Source organism: Paenibacillus sp. FSL R10-2734, assembly GCF_037963865.1.
Lineage (GTDB): Bacteria > Bacillota > Bacilli > Paenibacillales > Paenibacillaceae > Paenibacillus_AQ.
Genome location: NZ_CP150170.1, coordinates 2,468,451 through 2,491,392, shown reverse-complemented (window position 1 = coordinate 2,491,392; position 22,942 = coordinate 2,468,451). Strand labels below are relative to the sequence as shown.

Here is a 22,942-nt window from a genome sequence, read left to right as displayed (position 1 = left end):
AATGACCACATAGGAGATTAAAAATTTTCGAAAGATATTGGAATATTTAAGCGTAGTGACCCCTCCCCTAATACCATTTCGATAGCGCTATCATTACCATAGATTAAAACAATTTACTTAATAGTCAAGAGCCTAGGCCCATTTCCCATCTCTTTAAACCTTCAGAAATGGATAAAAAACAGCGATATATGCCGTTATCACTGCTTTTTATCATCAATCCCGATTCTTTATCCTTATGACGCATTAATTCTTCTAATTCCATCTAATCGCATGACTTGTGGAGCGTGACGGCGTAAAACCGAATTCCTCTTCGAAACGGTCCATAGCATACAAAGCCTTATTTTCTTGACCCGGAAAATAATAATAATCCAAATTATAGCCTTTCCCCACCAACGGGGTAAGGAGCTCTGCTACCGGCAGATTGCTGCTAGCATCTGGTCCTACCAGATTGAGGGTTCTTACCCCCGGCTTAAGTGGCGCCTCTAGTGCCGCAGTAATTCCCTCTACCACATCCGCAGCATGAACATGCCCAAGTGTGATGAACGGGAGCGTCGGCTTAGATCCAGCTTCCAAGACAGGAGGGGTCCAGTCTGGGGAGGCTACGGCCCCAAAGCGAAGATTAATGAAGTCGGTATCTTTATGATTGCGGTGAAAATACCGGGTCAACTCCTCGACCATAGATTTGCTCAGCCCATAGGCATCCGCTGCCAAGCAGGGATGATCATCTGGGATAGGCAGCTCCAGCGGAATAAAATCCTCAGTGAGTCCACCCACCACAGCAATAGAGCTCGCTGTGATGAACTTTCGGCATCCACGGTCTAGCAGATACCGGTACAATCTCCTTGTTCCCAGCACATTAACAGCAAGGCTTTCCTCCTCAGTAGAGCCACCAGTAACAGCGGCGAGATGAATCATCGCATGAATCTCATACTTGTCCAGTCCGCTCAAATCCTCCATCGAATCAAAAGAACCCTGAACATACATAAAGGTCCCTTCTAGAGCTTGGCGTGACAGACAAATCACTGTATGCTTATCCGCCAAATACTTGACCAGAGCAGTTCCAATAAATCCGCTTGCTCCGGTAATTAGAATATTCATGCTGATCTTCCCCTCTTTTTTTGGTGTCTTATAATTCAGAAAAAAGGGGCCAAGAAGGCCCCTCCATTCATTCTTCGTCCAATTATTCCGTCCACTGTTCTCCGCCTTGTGTACTAGGCTTCGAGACATGGTCGGTCGAAGCTTCCTCAATATCTCCGAAAGCCCAGTGTGAGACTGGAACATCGTTCCACCCTGGCTGTGTAACACCAATTAGCGGGCCTCTACCCAACACTCTGTTGATAGCTGTAACGGCTTCCGCACGAGTAAGCTTGGAATTAGGGCGGAAAGTTCCGTCACTATAGCCATTCATTATGCCTATATCTTGGGCTTTCAGAATCGCCGCCTGTGCCCAGTGGCCTGTGATGTCAGAGAAGCCGCGGCCCGATGGTGTAGAATTCGGACTCAGTATGGCCGCCAAACTGGCCATTTCTGCACGCGTCAATGGTTGATTAGGCTTAAAAGTACCATCCATATAACCATTCATTAGTCCCATTTTAGCTACTTTGGCAATGGCATCTGCTCCCCAATAGCTGGATGGTACATCGCTGAATATTCCCCCTGCTCCAGTGGCCTCTTTCTCAGCAACCTTCGCTAAGATAGCTGCCATCTCAGCTCGGGTTATGGGAGCGTCAGGTTTAAAGAAGCCACCCGGATATCCATTGATATACGCCAAATGTCGCATCGTCTCGGCATCGTCCTTCCCATCAGTTCCAGGTGTCGGAGTTGGCGTCGGAGTCAGGGTAGGTGTGGATGAAGGCTGAACTGGAATGGATGAACCTCCTCCATCAGTTGCTGTCGGTGTTGCTGTCGGCGTTGGTGTTGGAGGTTCAGTAGGATTCGTTGTTCCACCATCACTGGTTGGGACTGTGAATTTCAATTGATCCGTCAGCATGAGATTACCGGATTTCTTCACAGCCTTAAGCGTGTGAACGCCACTTGCCAATCCAGAAACACTGTAAATCTCCTGATGAGTCAATCGACTCTGACTATGAGCATTCACGGTCTGGATCCATTGTCCGTCCACATAAATATCCACATCACCTTGATCTGGCCCCGTAGGTGTAATCAGGCGAATTCCAGTACCCTTGAAGGTATATTCAAAGGAATCACCATCCACTGTCGTTGAATGCACATCATTGAGATAATCGCCACCAATAGTAAAGCTAAGGTTCAATGTTCCCACAGGTTGTGCTGTGAGATAGGATTTGTTCAGGGTAACGCGGTTACCAGATATCGTATAATCGGTCCCAGGAACCAGATGATATGATCCGTTAGTAATACCTATAAAGCTTTCTGGCTGCTGCAACAGCGTAACCTCAATGTCTTCCTGAGCAGTAGGCGACTTATCAAAGGTCGCAGCTATCGGATTAATCATATTAGGAATCTCTACCTTGAGCATATCAAGCAGCATAAATCTGCCTGATTTCTTCACAGCCTTGAGTGTGTGCTGTCCATCTGTAAGACCCGAGATACTGTACAGAATCTGCTGTGACAATCGCCCGTTTCGATAAGCGCTTACCGTTCCCTTAAATTGATCGTCTACATAGATATCCATATCCCCTTGTGATTCGTCCACCTCTGTGAACAGCTGAATCCCTGTTCCTCTAAAGGTATATTCAAAAGAATCACCGTTCTGCTCTGCATACTGTACATCGTCATTGTAATCGCCCATTCCTCTTCCACTACTGCGAGACCAATTGCCGTTATATTTGATTGCCGAATCGTCGTTATTAATCATCACATAACGGATGCCTGTGGAGTCGCTAATTTGTACCACTAGCGTCTGTGGATCACCAGCGTTAAAGATGATGTTCAGACTTGCCAGGCCAGCAGGCTGCTGCGCAAGATATTCCTTCTTGATGATCAATTTGTCATTAGTCACGGTATAGTCATCTTCACTGAGTGCCATTCCATTATTTTCAATACCACTCAGCGTATTACCATGCAGATTAAGCGTGACTGTGACATCCTTCTGTTGTTCCGTTGCTTTATCAAAACCGGTCGATGTCGGAGTAATAGTGCTGTTCTGACCTCCTGCCGGAGTTTCTGTTGTCACCTTTAGCGCGTCAAGCAGCATGAAACCACCCGAGCTTTTGACCACTTTAAGCGTATGAGCGCCGTTAGTCAGTCCCGAGATACTATAAAGAGCCTGCTGCACCTCTCTTGGTCCACTCGTATACGCATTTACTGTCTGTGCAGCCCCATCGTCCAATGTAACAACCATGTCTCCTTGAGATTCATGCTTTTCCGTCAGCAGGTCAATGCCCGTGCCCGTAAAGGTGTACTCAAAAGAATCACCGTCATTCTCGGTATAATGTACATCGCCATTATAATCTCCATGTTCTCTAGCTGAGCTTACCTGCCATGTGCCGTTGTATTTAATGCCGCTGTCATTATCATTAATGTAAACCACATCCGTAACGGTGGCATTGCTTGCCGAAGCTGAATCCGCAGCAGGGTCAGCCACAGAGTTCAGAGCATCCTCTTGAGGAGTGCTTGTAGCAGCAGGTGAGGAATCCTTAATTATAATACTCAGATCCTGCTTCCCCTCTAACAGCTCCTTACCGCCATTTCGCTTCCAATCTCCACTGTAGCGCATGCCTGTATCATCGTTATTAACAGCAGAAGTGCCGCTTAACGCTGTTACTTTAAGCATGCGGGAAGCATGGGGTTCAAGGATACCGCCGCTGAATTCCTTCTCAAAGATTCCCAGCTCGGAATGACTCCATAGGTCGCGCACAGAAGCCGGACCTTCAAGGCCGAGATCACTCCATTTGACTTTAACCTCCGCACTCCGACTACCCAGATTGAACAGGGCTACGCTGTAAGTACCATCTCCATTATTGGCATACCAGACCTGCTGCTGGGTATCCATGGATACTGGATGACCAGGACGTCCGGCCTGATTTACGGCAATTACCTCATCATTGGTAAGCAGCTCTAATCCATAACTGTCCAGCCGTGTCATATCATTCCCTGTATAGAGTGGCACGGAAGAAATAGACCAGAATGTCATCGCAGTCTTCCGCTCATCCTTGGTCAGACCATCCATAGCGCCGTTACCAACATTCAGAGAATCGAAGTCGTTCCAGCCGCCAGGGCCTGCGTCCCGCCACCATAGTGCAGCTTTGGGGAATAAGCGAGAAATACTTGGCCATGCTGTCAACCCACTGCCGTCGTAAGCTTCTACATCCCAATCAATTCGCCAACCGTTAGCATACTTTTTCCAAAATTCCACGTAATTGTGGTCGAGCGCCCAGGACAGCTCAAACCAGATGTTATTTCTATCCAAAGCCTTGGACCATGCTTCAACATCTCCGCGCGCATCACGGCTCAAGTTGTCTATCCCAGACCCAGGGGTCACGCTGTCGAATTTGACGAAATCGATCCCCCACTCACCAAGCATATCTGCAATGGAATCTACATATTTCTGGGCACATGGATTCGTGAAATCAATTTTATAAGTGTAAGAATTCCAATAATCCATAATGGTAAGCGGCTTGGCCGTAATATCCTGAATACGACATTCGCCGCCTGTCCCATACACCTCAAGATTTCGGTTATACGCATCGATAGATACCCCCGGGATCAGATAGATCCCAATCTTCTGTCCATTATTATGAACATAGTCGATGACCTCCTGAAATCCGTTCGGATATAGAGTTTCACTAGGAATAGGTCTCCCGTATTCATCCATATCGCCATTCCAGCCCGCATCAATATTAATATATTCATATCCATGGGCTTGCAGCTTCTCATGCATCGCGTCCGATTGCTTCTTGATACTCTCCGCCGATGTCCAGTTACCTGCCCCATCATACACTTGCATACTGTAACTGCTCCAGCCCATATATGGCTTTTGGGCCATACTCTTCTCCGCCGCTTGCGCTACATTACCTTTCGTCCCTGTAAAACCGAACTGCGCTGCTGCAATAATGAATACTAGCAGACTCATACCCAATCTTTTTCCCATTCGCTTCAAATCATCCTTACCCCCTCATGAAATGTGGTCAAAATTGCTTTGATAGCGCTTTCTTTCGGGATGATCATAATTGAATATCGATTTCCAAGATAGGTACATTTCGGTATTTTACGTACAAATAACCCAAAAACATAGGGGGCAAATAAACAGCGCAACAAACATAATTCCCTCGATTCTAAGAAACTTAGTGAGAACACTGTACCTTGGTTATATTTGGACAATCACAAAACAAACGCTTGTTTTCTCGTTCCAGTGATGAAAACCACTTACTATATTGGAAAAATAAAGAATAATCCAGGTATACAAACGACGTCGCAATAACCGATGAATGCTATGCTGAAGAAAGGATGATCGCATTGAAATTGGATTTGGATGGATTAAATGCTGACTCCTTAACGTGTATGCTTAAAGCATCTTTTTCATTGGAAAATTGGGATACTATGATTGATATTGCAGACAAGCTAATTACACAGATTGCAGTCATATATGAGACAAGCAGTAACACGATGAGAGAACAAAACCTGAAGCGGAGTATTCTCTATTATTTTGGATTTGGCTTATGTTCAAAAGGAATCGCACTGCAAAAGCTCGGTAAGTATCCAGAAGCTAGAATGTGTATCTTAGAATATTCTAAATCTATTACCGCAATACTGCAAAAGCCAATGCCTACGTGCTCGACCTACTAGAAGGCAAGACAGAGATCCTAGAGGAGTATGTTGAATTTATTAGTAATAGTGCTGAGGAAGAATTACTACCAGGACTTATTACCATCTTGGAATCCTCATTAAAATATAATTATTCCGTAGATTGGATTCTGAGTGATCTTAAAAACAACGTAAATGACATAGAAGAGTATGTGACTAATGTGGATATAAGATATTACGAGGAATACATTTATTTGCTGGTGATGTATTACTACGAACAAGAGAATATGTACGAAGCCATCAACACTATTCTAGAAACTCTGATTTTTAGTATCAAAATAGAAAACGATACAAACCTCAAGAAATCAGTAGCACTCTTTGAGCTCCTAAGAGAACATGCTCATCAATCACAACTTCAAATGTTTCACAACATAATGGAAAATATAATAGTAAAAGAGTTTACTAATGAAAAAGAAAATGTTCTTGCTTACAGTCGTAGTCTTAATTAGTTCCAGCTTGATGGTCACCTCTGCAAGTGCTTCTGCTTCGGGTTCCCCCCTACTTACACTGTTAACAATCACGGAATGGAGCATTGATTGAAGTTTAATAAAGCGGATTAATACAAAGGAGTGATTCTTCAGTTATGAGAGAGTCGCTCCTTTGTTCGTAAATGCAAAAGATAGCTTAGCATAAACAGCAAATAAACTGTCATGAACCCTCGACTCACATCCTACGACGAGAATATTGTCTCTCTTATCCTTCCTACCTTTCGCAAGACTAGAGAAAAGCTGCTAAAATACATCCTTGTGTTCAGATATCCTCTTCACTTTGTCCAAAACCTGCGAAAGTGCAGGTATATCTAGACTTATAGCTCGTGAGCTTCTTCTGGAGCATAGATAACTGCAGATTTGCTGGAATCCTTACATTTGCCCTCCTCGTTTCATTAAAAGATGTACTTTTGCAGGTATATTTCCTTGATCGATCCTTGCATTCACGAAAAAAAAGACCCTCAGCAGGTCATGAATTTCATAGGTTCGTTTCATCTACAAACATAGTTAGCCGGTTGTTCCGGCTGATGCTGAGCCATTAAAGCCGACTGGTCCTCTCAAAGTGGTGCTTCCCGAAGAGACAATGAATAACGTATATCTAATCTGACCTGCGTTCACGGCAGCAGCTAATGGGAAATCACCTGTGGTTATACTTAAAGGACTAAATGAAGCTAACCCATTCGTATTAAAAACCTCAGTATAAATCAAAGTGCCTGAACCCGCTGTCCCTGTACCGTTTCTTTCAATGGTCAAAGTGATTGTGGCAAAAAGACCCGTGTCTCCCGTAACATTCACCGTTCCGCTAAGCGCTACTCTTACATTCCCTGCATTAGTAGTATTAGCTACAACACCCGTCTGAAGACCAATATCACCAATTAATAACGGTGTCGAAGACAATAAAACACTCCCGTTACTATTGTTTGAATTTATAGATATACGCTCGTCTACAAAAACAATTGGCATGACTTCACCTCCTTAATAACTATCTTATGCATCATAGTTCTTTGTGAAATAGATATAGTCACTAAGGTAAATCGCCTTTTATCCTCCTCTTCTCATTCCAGCTTCTTTTTCAGCCGATATTCCTTGGGCGTAACTCCGAAGGATTTTTTGAACAATTTGAAAAAAGTACTCTCATTCACGTATCCGACATGCTCCATGATTTGCTTGATGCTGATATTCTTCATTTCCAGATAAGCCTGCGCATGCTGCAGACGGACGGTATTCAGGTACTCGCTTACCGATGCATATTCGCTCAGCTTGAACATTCTTCCAATATATGCGGGAGTCATATTCAGCATCGATGCTATTCCTTGCAGACTGAGACTGGGCTGCTTGTAGTTGTCTTCGATAATTTCCTTAATAGCATCCATCAAAGCCTTGTTCCTACCGTTGCCAGGCTGATCCAACTTATGATGAATTTCCTCGCACAATTGATCAAACAACCGACCGACATCCGTCAGCGTCTCCTTCTCCATAACCTGATGGTTTAGGGAACTCAAATCCACATCCAGCGGGACAATTCGGTTCTTATTGATATCCTTTACCGCTAATTTAAAAATGTCCACGAGATTCAGAATTCCTTGAAGGATGTGATCGTACTGGCAGTGGGATAAGTAGCTAATTATGGGGGCGAGTGCACTTTGCATGGCAGGCAGATTATTGGCACGCAGGCTCTCGCCAAGTTTTTTCTCTGCCTCTTCGGGGAATCTGTACTCCGGATGGCGGAGAATTCGATTGATCCGCTTTTTCGTAATAATTGCTTGAGGTCCAATCACTAGCCTATAACTTGAGTATTGAATGGCTGCTGTATATTGTTCGGTAATCTTTTTGTAGCTATCGCAAGGTTCACTCACTGTCAGGGTTAACGACAACTTATAAAAGCTGTATATGACCTCCTGAATGTTCTGCAGCAGCGGCTCAAGCTCTACCTCATCTACGTCTCCGCCTGCGGAACTGATGAGCAACGCAAGCTGATCGCTTCTCATTTCCGCCATTTCACAAAGATACTTGCTGGGTCGCATGATCTCCTCCGCTATATTAGAGATAGCAAAATAAAAGAGCTGCCGTTCCGTATGATTGGTACGACGGACAAATTCTAGATAATCGTCCACCTTGATCAGGATAAGCCGGAAAGGACCGGAAGGGTCAATTTGCAGGCCATTTAACTTGATATTTTCCTCAAATTCAGTTGCAGACCAGGATGTGCTGTTCGAGATAAGCGTGCGCAGATAGTAGCTCTTAATAATATGCCTTTGTTTGTCCTGCTCAGTAGAAGCACGGCGCAGCTCCTGGACCATCAAGCTGAACACGCCCGCCACCGCCGACAATTCGTCCTTCCTGGCTGACCCGTAACTGCCCCCCTCTTCTGGCTTGATTCCGATCGCGCCAATCATCCGTTCAATCGGCTTATAGAGCTTGTGCGCCACAATGGCCGATAAGCCTAACGCAAGCAGAAGGATGCCTATAATGACACTGATGAAGGTATCACGCATCTCGCGGATGTGCCCAAGGACGGCTTCATAGGGCTGAACACTAACTATTTTCCAATTCGTATCCTTCATATTCAGGTAAGTCACAATGAACTCCGTATCGCCTCCTAGTTTGCCTGAATAGGTGCCAATGGCTTCCGTACCGGCAGCCGTTTTCGCCATTAGCACCCTCTTCATTTCCGACTGCCTGGGCAGCGGTTGCTGATTGCTAGAGAGTAGTACATCTCCATGTTCATCCAGAATATAGAGCCCAGACTGATCTGGCCGAGCAAAATCGCTAAAGGAGCGCAGGTTCTCCTCAAGCCATTCAGGCTTGATGTTTACAACAAGTGCACTTTCGTTTCCAGTATTGACGGTATTAAAATTCTGGTACATCACGAGGGAAAAGAAATCGACCGACTGGGCCTTCCCGCTGAAGTTCATGGGGATCAGCCGCATTCTGGGCAGCTGTTCCCCGTTCTTCAACAACAGAAGCAGCTGTCCGTTCATGGCTGAATCCGACTTGTTCAGACCCAGCTTTCCAACCTCATAAGTACGGTCGTCAAATCCATTGTATATAAGAATAGAATGCAGAAACGACGAAGACAGATAGGCCTGCTTGAGTGAATTCATAGAGCGGATCATAAGCATCTCATCAGGGGAACGCAGGTTAAGCAAAGGAACGATATTGGGGTCCATATAAAAAGAAATCGCCAAATTGTTGAATACACCTGATAAATAGCCCAGGTTGATACGGATTTGGCCCATCAACTTGCGATTGGCCTCCTGCTGCATCCTTATGGCGTTTCTTTCAGCATTATATTGCAGAGCAAGGGACGCAGCGGCTAGAACCGTGATAAGGAGGAAAGTCATAACCACTGTTATGCGCAGCAGGTACCGCCTCGACCTGTAAGCTTGCCACATTCTCATAACGAATGTTCCCCCTCCAGAAAGATACGTTTTGACTGCCTGCTGTCAGCATCGCATAAATCGACGGTAGCCTCTACTGTACAATGTTTGAATTACTGGCTAATCTATGAGTCGGTAGATAGTGGGTCTTTATGAGAGGGGCAATGGAACCTTAAGGACTTCTCCCGGTCTGATTCGAACGCGCAACCAATCTGTTGAAGCACATTGTCCCAGCGGATTGGCTGCTTCTGTTGACAATTCCATGAATAATTTAACGGAAGCGGGATAACTTGTAGGATTAAAAATTGTCAGGTACTTCCTACCCCGCTCCTCGTGAAAGGAGCATTCCACATGGTCGGCCACCCACAGTAATCCGGTATCCGGTTGCACATAAATGCCTGGCACCTCTACATATGTCAGCATATTGGAGACCTCGCACCAGCAGGACAGCGGCAGCACTTCGCCGACGAGATCTCCCCCTTCCCAATCGCTCATATTGACCCGTTCGCTCATATAACCGTGAGGCAAATCCTCCCCATTCCAACCCCGGATGGGTCTGTCCTCCCGTGATAAATATTGAGGGAGCTGATGGGCCGTTTCTCTAAGCTGCTGCAGATACAGCGGATTGCCGCTGGCACGGAACAGCTTGAATAGCGAGTCCCCTGAAAGGGTGCAGATACCGGGTGCGCTGTGCTTGTTCTGTACATTGGCAATCACCGAGCCTGCTGTTTGTATGTCAAGACGCCCGAAAGTGGAGTTTTCCGAAAAAATAAAATGATAGGACACACACCAGGAAATGGCCTGCTGTGCCGCTTCCTCTGCACGCCGCAGCCATTTCTGCTCACCTGTCGTTTCGTACAGCACCATATACGATTCCAGCAGTGCAAATGCCGACTCGCTGTCTGGGCACTGCAGAATTTCCCCGGGACCTCCGGTGGTGATCCCTTTCTGTGTGTACTTGCGATAATAATACTCCCCCGCCTCGCATGCGGTTGCAAGGTATGTCTGCTCTTTCAGATACCAGCCATACAGCGCTAGTCCGCCGATCGCCATCGCCCCTCCGGCAGAGCCGCCGACCAGCATTTCTCCGGTTTCGGCATGGAGCCATTGCCCAAATTGTCCATAGCTGTTCCAGAGACGAAGGAATCCGTCCGCAAGCTTCTTAGTGCCGACAAGCCAGCGCTCCGGCAGCGGCGCATCCGGCTGGCGCTTATTCAACGCGAGGAAATGCTTCACCAGGAAGTACAGTGCATCTGCACTCTTGCGTACAATATGCCATTGCTCCGGTGCATCCCGGCCCGGATCCTCGCTGAATTCATCGCCATACCAGTGTCCGTTGTAGAATACGCCGGGAAAGAACCCGGCGTCCGTCTGGCCGCTGAAGATGAAATCAACGGTATGCTGGGCGCGAGACAATGATTCCCCGTTGCCCTCCAGAAGCAGGGCGTAGCTGGACATACCACCGCCGACCCAGCCAAGCTGCCAGTCCTGATGCTTCATGTCCACCGTGCCTACGGAATAATAGCCATATACCCCATTCCAGTTCAGCTTATTGTATTTCTCCTCCTGAATTGCCCACGCCGCAGAAAAAGGCAGAATCTCGCGAAGCTCAGGGATTCCCGTCAGTGACTGGCGCACTTCCGCAAACACACGGAATAATCCACTAACACTGAGGCAGGGAAAGACGAATACCTGAAAATGAAATCTGACCCTGTCTCCTTCCCTGAAGTCGGCCCCCCTGTCGGGGGAAGGCGCCTCCGTAGTACACATGTCGTATTTAGTGCCAGCCCGCATGCCCGGCGCACGAAAGGATACGACAGCAGATTTCCTGTCCACCGTCTCCTCTACATGGATGGAAGTATCACCGAATTCGGTCTGCTGCCGAGTAAGGATCAGGAATCCCAAACTGCGTTCTGGGTCATACTGCCCGACAGCAGGCGTCGCTGCATCGCCGGTGAGCAGCTGAATGACTGAGGGGCCCTGACTTGAAGACGAAAGCCGAGGCACATCGGTAATCAGTGCCGGAGTATCCGGGCCGCGCTCGGACAGTTTGCTCCAGCAAGGGGGATAGCTTAACTCGCGCGCTTCAAAGCGGTTGCCCCCGTACACCGCACCGGGCACAAGCACATATGTAGAAGGCGTCCAGTGTGCGAATTCCAAACGTACTTCTACCGCTGTTTGCTGGGAATAACCGCTGTGTTGCCACTCCACTTCAATATCCGCTGCGTGGTACGGACTGCTCAGTTCCGCACTGTCAACAGAAATCCGCCACTCCCCGTTTTCCCCAGAGGCAAGAATCGTGTCCTTCATCACTACACTCCAAGCGGCACGGGATTCCAGAAGGGGTGCGGCGTTCATAAACTTGTGCGACGAGAAGGCTAGCTTCACTCCGGCAATCTCCAATAAGGTCTCAAGCTTCATCTTCGTCCCTCTTTTCACAGGTATAAGAACCGCTGTGTCTTTCGGGTTCATCTCCTCTTGCCTCTTCAACTTCAAAGTCATTTCTTGGCCCAATCAGTGTGAAGTCGATATCTTTCCAGCCTAGCTTATAAGCAGGGGAAGATGGGAACAGCCGATAATCCCCCGCTGGACCATCCACGAAGCCGGGCGGGCTAAAGACCGTGTCGGCATCATATTTACCTTCAAGTATGGAACGCCATGCCTCCCACTCGTATTCATTCCCCCATACCTCATTGCTCCCAATCGGCTCCGCCGGAAGTTCGCCCGTCACTCTACAAGCCTCCTCACCTCTCCAGAAAAGATTACGGTCCGCCGAACGAAAGCGCTCTGCGCTCCAATTCACGAAGCAGTACAGGTGTCCTGAATCGGCGATGATGTTGTTCTCCACGGTGATATCCCGGTTAGCCTCCCCGACCATTTCCTGTGAACCTATGGCGTTAACCGCGAGCGGATTATCCACCATCAGATTGTTTCGAATCACATTGCCTATTCCCTTGGAGAAAATCGTCATCCAGAGCTTTCCCTCTCCTGTGCTATACAGATGATCGAGTACATTGTGCGTCACTTCAACATCATCCGAGGCATCGTCGAGGTAGATGCCGAAGCCAAAAGAGAAGTGGATGCCACTATGATGCAGCCGGTTGCCATGGATAACGTTCCCACGGCCAATTCCCCAAGACTCAATCAGCCCACCGTCTTGACTGTCGGTCATTACCTCTGAGATGTCGTTGTATCTGATCCGGTTGTTTCTGGTGAACAGGAAGTCCCAGTGGTTCTCCCAGGTGAGTGCTTTTCCCCAGAGGAAAGACGGCATTATTTGATGCCGCTGCCCTTTCAGCGATATCCCGTAACGGGGCATATTTGAGATCCTGTTATGCGCAACTTCGCATTCCCCGCACTGATAAAGCACGATACCGCTGCCGTGGCCGACCAGTTCGCCGCCATATCGAATCCGATTACTCGTGATCAGATGCCCTTTATTCTGATTGGCAGCTTCTACTCCGGTAAAGCCACCCTCTCCAGGGGCATAACCCGAGGCATATACACCTGTGTGTCCGAACACTTCAATTCGGTTCGCGGCCAGGGTGATCCTTTGGGCAGAGCGGTCAAGAAAGATACCGCAGGTGCCTGACTCCCGAATGATGCAAGTGGAGATCTCAATATCAGAGGCTTCGCGGATATATATCAGCCCGTTTCTATGCTCGTCGGGCTCTACGTTGTCCATCCCCGGCTCACTGCGCATCATCCGGTAATCCTCATAGAAATCGGAGCAAGACAGTGTGAGTCCCTGGAAGGATAGGCCGGACACCTGCCGGGACTCTGTTTCTCCGCAGATTTCAATCAGCCGATGGACAGCAGGGGCAATTACTTTCTGTTCCATAGGAGTCCCCTGCTTTGGACGGTAATACAACATTCCTGCCTCCTCATCCAGATGGAATTGACCAGGCTCACGCAGAAATCGGAGCGAACCTTGCAGGAAATAACGTGAGCCTTCACCAATCCCCCAAGTGCTGGATCGATGCAATTCGATCCATCGGGCAGTCGTGTCAATCCGCTGCACCGGAATTGTCTCTGAGCCCCAGTTCCACTCGCCTTTCCCGGGCCAGATGAACATTTGTAGGCCATCTGTGTCAAGCAATTCTGGAACATCACCTTCCCGGAAGACTATGCCTTCGCGTTCTCTACCTTCCGGCGCGGCCAGAGATTCTAAATACCCAGAGGCAGGCAATCGGGCTTTGTGCACCCGCTCTCCATCAGCATACAAGGTCTGGAAACGTGTTCCCAGCGGTAGTACAGTTCGCCAGATTCCGTCCCGCCAGGTCTCCCAGCCGGATAGAACCGTGCCTCCCAGGAGAACAGGATGCTCCCCTTCCGCATTGCGGTAAGTGACCCGGCAACGCTTTCCTCCAGCGTCCCCGCAGCCGAATCTCAGCGGCTCGTTCAGCTCATAAGTACCACCGCCGATGAAAACCGTAATTCCGCCCGTTTGCCCGCTGCGCAGGCAGTCGCGTACCGCCTCCTGCGCAGCCGGAATCGTTCGGAAGGGGGATGCCAGGCTCCCGTTGCCGGCGTCATCCCCCCGGTCAGAGTGTACATGAAATTGTAATTCACTATTCATGGCTGACCTCCTTGGGATGTTGTGTTGAATTCGAAAGAACCACAGCGAGCAATTTCTGCTTGTGGGCTGGCGGGATACGGATTTCCCTCCCCCCGCTATCCCTTAATTTTCAGCATGGAGATTACATTCCGCAATTTCTACTGTTCAATGTGGCAATTACTCGCAATCCGGCTGTACTTTTTATGAATTACTGTGTTATTCCGTAAGAAAAACAAGCCCATTCGGGGTGATTTGGGGCGAATAACGGCGCCGCCTCAATTACGTTACTGGTGGCACATTGTATTCGATTTTTCGCATACATTTGCATCGTTTACGTTACCGCCAGCACATTGTATTCGGTTTTTCGCATACATTTGACTCGTTTACGTTACCGGCAGCACATTGTATTCGGTTTTTCGCATACATTTGCATCGTTTACGTTACCGGCAGCACATTGTATTCGGTTTTTCGCATACATTTGCTCGTTTACGTTACCAGAAGCACATTGTATTCGGTTTTTCGCATACATTTGTCCGTAAACCTGACTAAAACATGCATCATTTTGGAGGAGGTCCGCTCGGTCCGTTATACATTACAAAGAGGCGTGTGCTTAATTAAAAATAGGGCTCCCCATGGCCACCAATTGAATATAAGCCCATCACTTGAATTCGTTTCACATTTCTTCGCAATCTCGAAATTTAAAGCTAAGAATCCTGTACTAAATACAACTTTCCCCTTATTAAATCGACCCTAATCGAAAATTGTTGTACAAAAGGTATCATTCCACCTCCATCATACCGCTTAGCGGGAAAGGTCTTGTATTTCATACAACAATCCTTTCGAACACCTTGATTACTTTGATTCAAAGTTGTAGAACTTACAACATTTATATCATTGCAGAGTGAACATAAGATTTAAAGAAAGAGGCCTCGCCGGCCATAAGCCCTGCGAAAGCCTCCTTCAGCCTCTCATCTATATCCTATTCTTACTGAATCGGTACTAGATTGGCGCCACCTATAATGACAAATGCTGAACCCCCCCCCGGAGTAATCCAGCCAACGGACAGAGAATCATCCCCCTGATCCTCTTTATGGAGCGCCTCCACGTAGTAGCGTTGTCCTGCCGTCAGCGTAATTTGACCAGACTTCTGGGAGGGCTGATAATTCCAGTTTCCAGCGGGTGTCCAGCCGGACACGCTAGCGATTCGGACTTTATTCGCCGCATTGTCCGTCGTACTGAGCCACAGTTCGCTGTCATTGTCTCCGGCAATCGCGAACTGATAGACACCTGTTACCGTTGGCACGATATATCCTCTAACACGCTCCCCATAGCTGTTGGCCCAATTGGAGGGCGTCTCGAAGCTGGCCAATGCCGTAACCCCAGTTGGCGTCGTACTCACCGGAATGGCTGAAACCGAGCTTCCGGTAACATTGGTCCAGTATTCACGAGTAATCGTCCCGACCTGAGTCAGGCCACCTGGTGTTGGTGTTGGTGTTGGTGTTGGTGTTGGTGTTGGTGTCGGTGTCGGTGTCGGTGTCGGTGTCGGTGTCGGTGTCGGTGTCGGTGTCGGTGTCGGTGTCGGTGTCGGTGTCGGATTACCGCCTCCACCTAGGTTCACATCACAGGTCTTGTAGAAGCCATAAGCCGGATCAGTACCAAAGCCATTGGTTGAGCACATGACCGTCGACGTAAATGTTCCGTAAGCATAGCTATTGTTCGCCCCGAAGCGCACCTGCTTCGTGCCCGTAAAATCACACGGATTATTTTCTCCTGCGCAGTGGACCCAATTGGCCGAAGATACCAGGGTTGTCACACTCAGGGTATTACTCGCCGCCGACAAGTTGCCTGCAGCATCCTTCGCCTTGACAGTGAAACTATAGGCAGTACTTGCGCTCAAGCCGGTAATATCTAAGCTCAGCGCTCCTGTCGTAGAACCGGCAAGCACGCCGTCTTTGTAGACGTTGTAGCCCGTAACGTAGATGTTGTCGGTCGATCCGCTCCAAGACAGGCTGACGGTTGTGTCCGTTTTGGCCGGTGAGGTCAGATTGGACGGAGCACTCGGTGCTGACGTATCCGGGCCGTTTGTGGTCACACTTAGTGCACTGCTGGCCGCCGACAGGTTGCCTGCGGCATCAATAGCCTTGATGGTAAAGCTGTAAGCCGTATTGGCCGTCAGTCCTGTTATGGTATAAGTCGTTGCATTTGCACCTACCGTAGATCCGGCAAGTACACCATCCTTGTAAATATTGTATCCGTAGACAGCGACGTTATCAGTCGCTGCCGTCCATGCCAGATTTGCGCTGCTGTCCGTCTTCGCAGGCGAGGTTACTCCCGATGGTGCCGAAGGGGCTGTTGTATCTGGAGGACCAGCATTAACCGTGATCGTCTGCTCTTTCACACTAGCACGGCCTCCGTTATCCCATACACCAAGGATGACATGGTAAGTACCCGCCTTCTGGTACGTATAAGTCGGACTGACTGTGGTCACCGGAATCCCTTCACCCAGATCCCACAGGTTCTCGGAGATCGTTCCGTTATCCGTCGAAGTGTTCGTAAACGTGACGGACTGGCCGAGCTGAACCGTTAACGGCGCGGTGAAATTGGCTACCGGCTTCGGGTCGCTGAAGCCGCGGCTGGCAAGCTGCGTGTTATTGCCATTGCCGCTGACCGAATTACCGCTCCACTCCAGATCGGCGGCCGAGGCTGGATACTGATCAATGGACGGGCCGTTGTTGCCCGTAATCGTATTATTGATGAAGCTGAGACGGTCCACGCCGGATGCTGTGGTAATCTCAATCGCTTTTCTTCCATTATTAAGAATCTGGTTACTGTCAAAAACAATGTTTTTCGAATCTCCATGGATGCGAACCGCATTGCCGTCATAACCTGGATAAGCGGCCGCCGGATTGCCGACCGGGCCGTTTTTCCAAATATTTTTATAGAAATACTGGTACTGCTCGGTTTGACCCGTTCCGGCACCCTGGAGCTGCATACCCCACATGACGATGTTCTGTACGGTATTGTAATTCCACAGCTGATAGCCTGTACCCGGCGACTGCTGCATGCCCACCTGTTGTCCCCCGTCTACGAGATTTCCTGAAGTTACGCCGTGGTCAACCATCACCTCTAATCCCATGTGACCAACGGAGCCATCTGTCGCCTTGACTGTATTATTCCGCACCGCGATATACTTTGAGCGCACGGCGCTGATCCAATGATCGACATTGTTGTTCTCAATTAGAGAGTAGTCGACGTTCGTATGCAGCTCGATGCCGAGGCCTTCCATCTTTTTGCCGGTGCCTGTAATGGTATTGCCGCGGACGATAGCGTAAGGGCTGTCGTCATTGACGAAGATGCCGCCCCGGCCTGTATCTGCGATGATATTATTCTCAATCAGCGCATAGCTGGAACCCCAGCCGGCCCGCACCCCGCCCCCCCAATCGGAATTGACGCCGCTGTTGGTAACGATATTGCCTGAAATTTCAATATGGGTGGAGTTGATCGCATACAGCGCAAAAGGACCAAAGCCACTTGATGCTACGAAATCCTTGACCCGCAAATTGCGCATTTTGCTGCCTACGCTGTCTTCAGACGTGACTGCCGACTGCGCTGATGAATTGTTGCCGCCATCAAGTGTCATATCCGATACTTCGGCGTTCAGTGCATTATGCAGATAGAAGAAGGTTGCAGCCGAGGCACCGGGAGTGAACTTAATGATTGTGGTATCTCTGTTGGCTCCAGCGATTTTAACGCCGGATTTCCCGTTGACCGTACCGGACAAATAATAAGTACCTGCCGGAATCACCACGGTGTCCCCGCTGACAGCTGCATTTACAGCACTTTGAATCGCTGCTTTATCATCGACCGTGTCTCCGCCGTTCGCTCCATAAGCGGTTACATCAAGCGTCGCAGCGAAGACTGAAGGTGCCGGCACAGCCGGAAGAGCAATAGACAAAGCACCTATAACGCACAGCACCCGCATTTTCAATTTTGAGACCTGTTTGAGCTTGCTTGTCATCTTCTTAAATCCCTCCTCTTCATTTCTGATGAATCGGCTGCAGCAGGATTTCAAAACTCTACCGTTAAGATGTTCCCGGTCAAGCTATCTGATCGCTCGACAAGGACATCTCCCCCTATATTCTGCCATGGAATGTTTAAATGGAGATACTGTTCAATTTATCAAAAGGGATGTTAAATAGACTATACAATAACGCAAAAGCTTTATTTTTAAAGAATTTCTCCCACCAATCCTACAAAGCTCTTGCGCGCCTATCCATTTTTGTTTACAACTATAGAGAAGCTTCTTCAATGATCCCGCTTCAGTCCGCCAGAGGGGGCTACATTTATGAAACCGTTCACATTTTATAAATCAAAAAAGTATTTCCAGACCGTCATGTTCTCCATCATGCTGGCCATGGCCCTCATTCTGACTGGATTGTCGGTTGTAAATACTTATGTCCTTGAGCGTTCGATTAAAAAAGTGCAGGAAAATTCCAATTTGAAAGTACTGACACAAACGCAATATAATCTCTCCAATATGAATGAAATCATCACCCATCTCTCCACGTTCGCTTACAATGACAATCTGCTGATTCCGCTTCTGTTCACCAAGACGCTGCCCCAAATGGACTATATCCGCGGCTATCGAGAGATGTCCAATCTGATGAAAAGCTCCTCGTTCCTGCACTCCATCGCCGTCTATAATGCTTCGAGCGGCGAACTCTACGGCTCCACCAGCGACTTTCTGGTAGATGGCGGCATCACGAAGGCGAAGATGATGCAGTGGCTGCTGCATCCGCCGCTGCCGCATCCAACCTCCCGGCTTGTTCCCGTCAGCCTCAAGGCGAGCGGCCAGACCGATGCCTTCGCTTTCATCGTCACGGATGCTTTTATGCCCTTTTCCGGTGACCGTTCCGCGCTCATTCTTTATATCGAATCAAGCTGGGTCTTTGACTCCCTGAGCAAAATGAATGATATCGGAAGCCAAGCCCAAGGGCAGGTCTATATCCAGACCTCGGACGGAAGGTTATTATCCAGCAAGGACCGGGAACAGACGGACAGTCTGGATCAAGCGGCAATTACTCAGCTACTAGAGCGAGACAAGAAATCCCTCAGCCGAACCTCCGGCTCTGTCATAGGTAATACAGGAAGAGAGAAAAGCATCATAACGTATATGGCTGGAATCGGAGACTGGACGATTCTTTATATTCAGCCGTACGACTTATTGATGAAGGAAGCCCGCGAAGCACGCACGAAATCGTTGCTAATTACGGGAGCATTCCTCCTGCTCTCCATCGCGGTCTCCGTTTGGCTGTCCTACAAGCTGTACGACCCGATTGAAAATATGCTGCGGCGAATTCGCCCGAATGCCGCAGTTGAACGGCAGACCCAGTCGCAAGGCGGAAACGAGCTGGATTTCATGAGTGAGCATTATCTGCGCATGTCCGAGAAGCTGCAGGAAATCAGCTCCGAACAAATCGTGAACAAATACTACATTCGTAAATTCCTCACTGACAGCCGGATGTTTACCCAAAATGACATGCAGCTTCTGATTGCAAAGCACGGCCTTCATATCTCGGTATCTGATCCGCTCCTGGTATGCGTGCTGCGGATCGAGCGTTTCGCTAACTATGATCTCGGCACTCCAGGCGCTTCCAAGAAGCTCTACAGCTTCGCCATCGTCAATATCGCCCAAGAGATCCTCTCCCGCGCCTATCCCTGCGAGTCTGTAGAACTTCAGAGCGATCATTTTGTTCTCATCCTCTCAGCTGCCAAAGGCTCCAGCGATTTCGGCAATGCTTTTACATTGATCAGAGAATTTCAGCACACGATCAAGCAGTATTACAACCTATCGCTGTCATGTGGAGTGAGCAGTGTCATTTCCCAGCTCCCTCAGCTCTCCACTGCCTATCATCAGGCCTATCAATTATCTCTGTATACCTTTGTAGCTGGCTATCAATCCATCGTTAAACCCGAAGATGTAAGGGAAAACCTGACCAATACACGCAAGACACTACCGCCCGACATTGAGCGCAAACTTTCGGAGGCCTTGAAGAAGGGTCAGCTGACCACAGCAGGAAGCGAGCTGGAGAAGGCCTTCTCTCTGCTTGCGAGCTTTCAATATGAAGAGATGCGACGAGTGGTCGCCGACCTTGCCTGGGTAGTGCAGAATACAGCCGCGGAGATTATGAACAACCGGGCCCGAACCCTGGCTGTGGATGTTGAGCAGATTCACCGAATTCCGCAGGAATATGAAACGCTGGATGAAATCTATGTGGCTCTCCTATCTCTCTGCGCCAAAATATGTGAAGGGCAGCAGCCCAGCGCTCCCGAACGCAATGAACTCCTTATCGGAACCGTTAAGGAAGTCATCGAACAGAAATTCGCCGATCTGAATTTAAGCCAGCAGTCCATTGCATCGAACGTGAAGCTCACCTCCGCGTATGTCGGCAAGCTTTTCAAGGACAGCTGCGGTGTTTCCATAACGGAATACATCAATGAGATCCGGCTGCGGCATGCACAGGACCTTCTGCTGAAGAGCGATTATACGATAGCGGAAATTATGGACAGATGCGGTTATGCCAACCAAAGCTATTTTTTTCGGCTCTTCAAAGGCAAGTTCGGCACAACGCCTAAGGATTATCGGATCAAGAAAATGCTGTCCTGACCGCTCATATTCAAGGAAAACACATCAATTCTCATTTTTTACACCTGTTCCGCACAGCTTTTCGATTATGTAATTGTAGCTCCCTTCTCGAGTCCATGGCATGATGGTCTCAGAACAAGAATGGAGGAGATGAAGATGGGAAAGCCTGAGCCGACCAAGCTAAGCGCCATGCAAAAGAACACTGGCTTTAGGCGGCAGCCCGCTGTTCTGAGATGGATTACAAGCGAATTCAGACATTTGCGCAAGAACCGTGAACTACTGCTGCTCGCCTTGCCCGGTATTTTGTTCAAGCTTGTCATTGCCTACTTTCCAATGGTGGGACTGATTCTTGCTTTTAAGTATTTCAGGTATGATCAGGGGATCTTCGGAAGCAAATGGGTTGGACTGCAGAATTTCGAGTTTCTCTTCAAGGCGCAGGACGCCTTTCGCATTATCCGCAATACGCTACTTTACAACTTTTCCTACATTATTCTGGGGACAGTGGCCGCGTTGCTTATGGCGCTGCTGCTTGGTGAATTGTCAGGACGGCTAATCAAGGTCTACCAGACGAGCATGTTTCTGCCTTTCTTTATTTCGATGGTCATCGTAGGTTATGTTGGAAACGCTTTCCTAGACTTCCAGAACGGATATTTGAACACATTCTTGACCTATCTGGGCCTCGATCCGCACAACTGGTACTTGGAGACCACTCCCTGGATATTCATCCTGCCGCTAGTTTCACTCTGGAAGGGCATAGGATTCTCGACCCTCATCTATTATGCAGGGATTACTGGCATTAACACCGATTACTATGAAGCAGCCACACTCGATGGCGCAACGCGCGTCCAAATGATGAGAAGAATTACGCTGCCTCTGCTCAAGCCGCTGATCATTATTTTATTCATCTTGGGGCTAGGCAACATTATCCGTGGTGATTTCGGGCTGCACTACTTTCTTCCGAACAACGTAGGGCCGAACTTTCCGACCACAGACATTATTGATACGTACGTGTACCGTGCACTGACCAAGCTGGGGGATATTAACTCTGCGGCAGCCGTAGGTTTTCTGCAATCGGTGGTCGGTCTAGTTACTGTCGTGACAGCCAACTATGTAGTACGTCGGATTGACAACGACAACGCACTTTTTTGAACAGGAGGCAGTATAAGATGAATAACAAAAAAATCACCCCGTCCAGCATCGGAATCAATGTCTTCTTCATCATCGTCTGCCTACTGATCGCGTTGCCTTTCGTGCTCGTGATCTCCATCTCGCTGTCCTCGGAGGACGCACTCAGCCAGTTTGGTTATCACTTTATTCCCAAGGAATGGAGCTTCGAGGCTTACCGGATTGTCTTTGAGAAACCGGCTACGCTACTGCGTGGATACGGAGTAACGATCCTGATCACCGTGATCGGCACGATCCTTTCCTTGCTCCTGACTGCAATGATGGCTTATCCGCTCTCTCGCAGAGATTTCCGCTACAACCGTCAACTCACCTTCTTTGTCTTTTTCACCATGCTATTCAACGGTGGTCTGATCCCTTTCTACATTCTTATGACCCAATATCTGCACCTGAAGAACACTCTGGCGGCCCTAATTATTCCGGCTCTATTAAGTCCATTCAATATTATGATCATGAAAGGCTTCCTGGACAAAATCTCCAAGGAGATTATCGAATCCGCTAAAGTAGATGGAGCCCGGGAGTTTCGCATTTTCTTCCGGATTATTCTGCCACTGTCCACGCCTGCGCTCGCCACTCTGGGTCTCTTGATTTCCTTCAGCTACTGGAACGAATGGTTTAATGCGCTGCTATTTATCGACAACGATAAGTTTATCCCTCTGCAGCTCCTGCTCGTACGCATTCTGTCACAGGCTGATTTCCTAGCCAACTCGCCGATGGCGGAGGTCTCAGATAAGCTGAAATATGCGAGTTTCCCCACCTTGTCGGTACGAATGGCCATGGCGATTGTCGCAAGCGGCCCGATGCTGCTGATCTTCCCCTTCTTTCAGAAGTATTTTGTCAAAGGCATAACGGTAGGCTCCTTGAAGGAGTAGCTTGGATTAATTAGATAATGGAGGGTTCATAA

General features: G+C 48.5%; 13 protein-coding genes. 5 read left to right on the top strand and 8 right to left on the bottom strand.

The window, feature by feature from the left end; all coding sequences use genetic code 11:
* Positions 1-124: 124 nt before the first annotated feature.
* The 3 genes from NSS67_RS10900 to NSS67_RS10890 all read right to left on the bottom strand — a co-directional run bounded on the left by NSS67_RS10900 (position 125) and on the right by NSS67_RS10890 (position 5,071).
* Positions 125-262, bottom strand: coding sequence for a hypothetical protein (locus tag NSS67_RS10900; RefSeq protein ID WP_339319545.1), 138 nt, complete (start codon positions 260-262; stop codon positions 125-127).
* The gene (locus NSS67_RS10895) at positions 253-1,098 is read right to left on the bottom strand and encodes an NAD(P)-dependent oxidoreductase (protein WP_339319544.1); all 846 of its coding nucleotides are present in this window, start codon (positions 1,096-1,098) and stop codon (positions 253-255) included. The genes NSS67_RS10900 and NSS67_RS10895 overlap by 10 nt, the downstream gene beginning before the upstream one ends.
* A gap of 82 nt (positions 1,099-1,180) precedes the next feature.
* Positions 1,181-5,071 (bottom strand): X2-like carbohydrate binding domain-containing protein, encoded by a 3,891-nt coding sequence (locus tag NSS67_RS10890; protein ID WP_339320569.1) that lies wholly within the window; start codon positions 5,069-5,071, stop codon positions 1,181-1,183.
* 356 nt (positions 5,072-5,427) lie between these two features.
* Between NSS67_RS10890 and NSS67_RS10885 the strand changes: the two genes are divergently transcribed.
* On the top strand, positions 5,428-5,766 hold the full coding sequence (locus NSS67_RS10885) for a hypothetical protein (protein ID WP_339319543.1): 339 nt from the start codon (positions 5,428-5,430) through the stop codon (positions 5,764-5,766).
* Entirely contained in the window at positions 5,751-6,233 is a 483-nt protein-coding gene (locus tag NSS67_RS10880) for a hypothetical protein (RefSeq protein ID WP_339319542.1), read from the top strand. Before NSS67_RS10885 ends, NSS67_RS10880 begins: the two co-directional genes overlap by 16 nt.
* A gap of 546 nt (positions 6,234-6,779) precedes the next feature.
* On the opposite strand, the gene NSS67_RS10875 is transcribed toward NSS67_RS10880, so the two are convergent.
* From NSS67_RS10875 to NSS67_RS10855, 5 genes are all read right to left on the bottom strand, one after another.
* Positions 6,780-7,235, bottom strand: a complete 456-nt coding sequence (locus NSS67_RS10875; RefSeq protein WP_339319541.1) for a hypothetical protein — start codon at positions 7,233-7,235, stop codon at positions 6,780-6,782.
* A 92-nt stretch (positions 7,236-7,327) separates the two neighbouring features.
* Complete coding sequence (locus NSS67_RS10870) at positions 7,328-9,673, bottom strand: helix-turn-helix domain-containing protein (RefSeq protein ID WP_339319540.1); 2,346 nt, start codon at positions 9,671-9,673, stop codon at positions 7,328-7,330.
* A gap of 129 nt (positions 9,674-9,802) precedes the next feature.
* Complete coding sequence (locus NSS67_RS10865) at positions 9,803-12,073, bottom strand: hypothetical protein (RefSeq protein WP_339319539.1); 2,271 nt, start codon at positions 12,071-12,073, stop codon at positions 9,803-9,805.
* Entirely contained in the window at positions 12,063-13,856 is a 1,794-nt protein-coding gene (locus NSS67_RS10860) for a right-handed parallel beta-helix repeat-containing protein (protein ID WP_339319538.1), read from the bottom strand. Before NSS67_RS10860 ends, NSS67_RS10865 begins: the two co-directional genes overlap by 11 nt.
* A gap of 1,339 nt (positions 13,857-15,195) precedes the next feature.
* The gene (locus NSS67_RS10855; protein ID WP_339319537.1) at positions 15,196-18,186 is read right to left on the bottom strand and encodes a fibronectin type III domain-containing protein; all 2,991 of its coding nucleotides are present in this window, start codon (positions 18,184-18,186) and stop codon (positions 15,196-15,198) included.
* A gap of 369 nt (positions 18,187-18,555) precedes the next feature.
* Here NSS67_RS10855 and NSS67_RS10850 point away from each other — a divergent pair, with 369 nt between their 5' ends.
* The 3 genes from NSS67_RS10850 to NSS67_RS10840 all read left to right on the top strand — a co-directional run bounded on the left by NSS67_RS10850 (position 18,556) and on the right by NSS67_RS10840 (position 22,910).
* Positions 18,556-20,877 (top strand): helix-turn-helix domain-containing protein, encoded by a 2,322-nt coding sequence (locus tag NSS67_RS10850; protein WP_339319536.1) that lies wholly within the window; start codon positions 18,556-18,558, stop codon positions 20,875-20,877.
* A gap of 135 nt (positions 20,878-21,012) precedes the next feature.
* The gene (locus tag NSS67_RS10845; protein WP_339319535.1) at positions 21,013-22,005 is read left to right on the top strand and encodes an ABC transporter permease subunit; all 993 of its coding nucleotides are present in this window, start codon (positions 21,013-21,015) and stop codon (positions 22,003-22,005) included.
* Positions 22,006-22,022: 17 nt separating this feature from the next.
* Complete coding sequence (locus NSS67_RS10840) at positions 22,023-22,910, top strand: carbohydrate ABC transporter permease (RefSeq protein ID WP_339319534.1); 888 nt, start codon at positions 22,023-22,025, stop codon at positions 22,908-22,910.
* Positions 22,911-22,942: the final 32 nt, after the last annotated feature.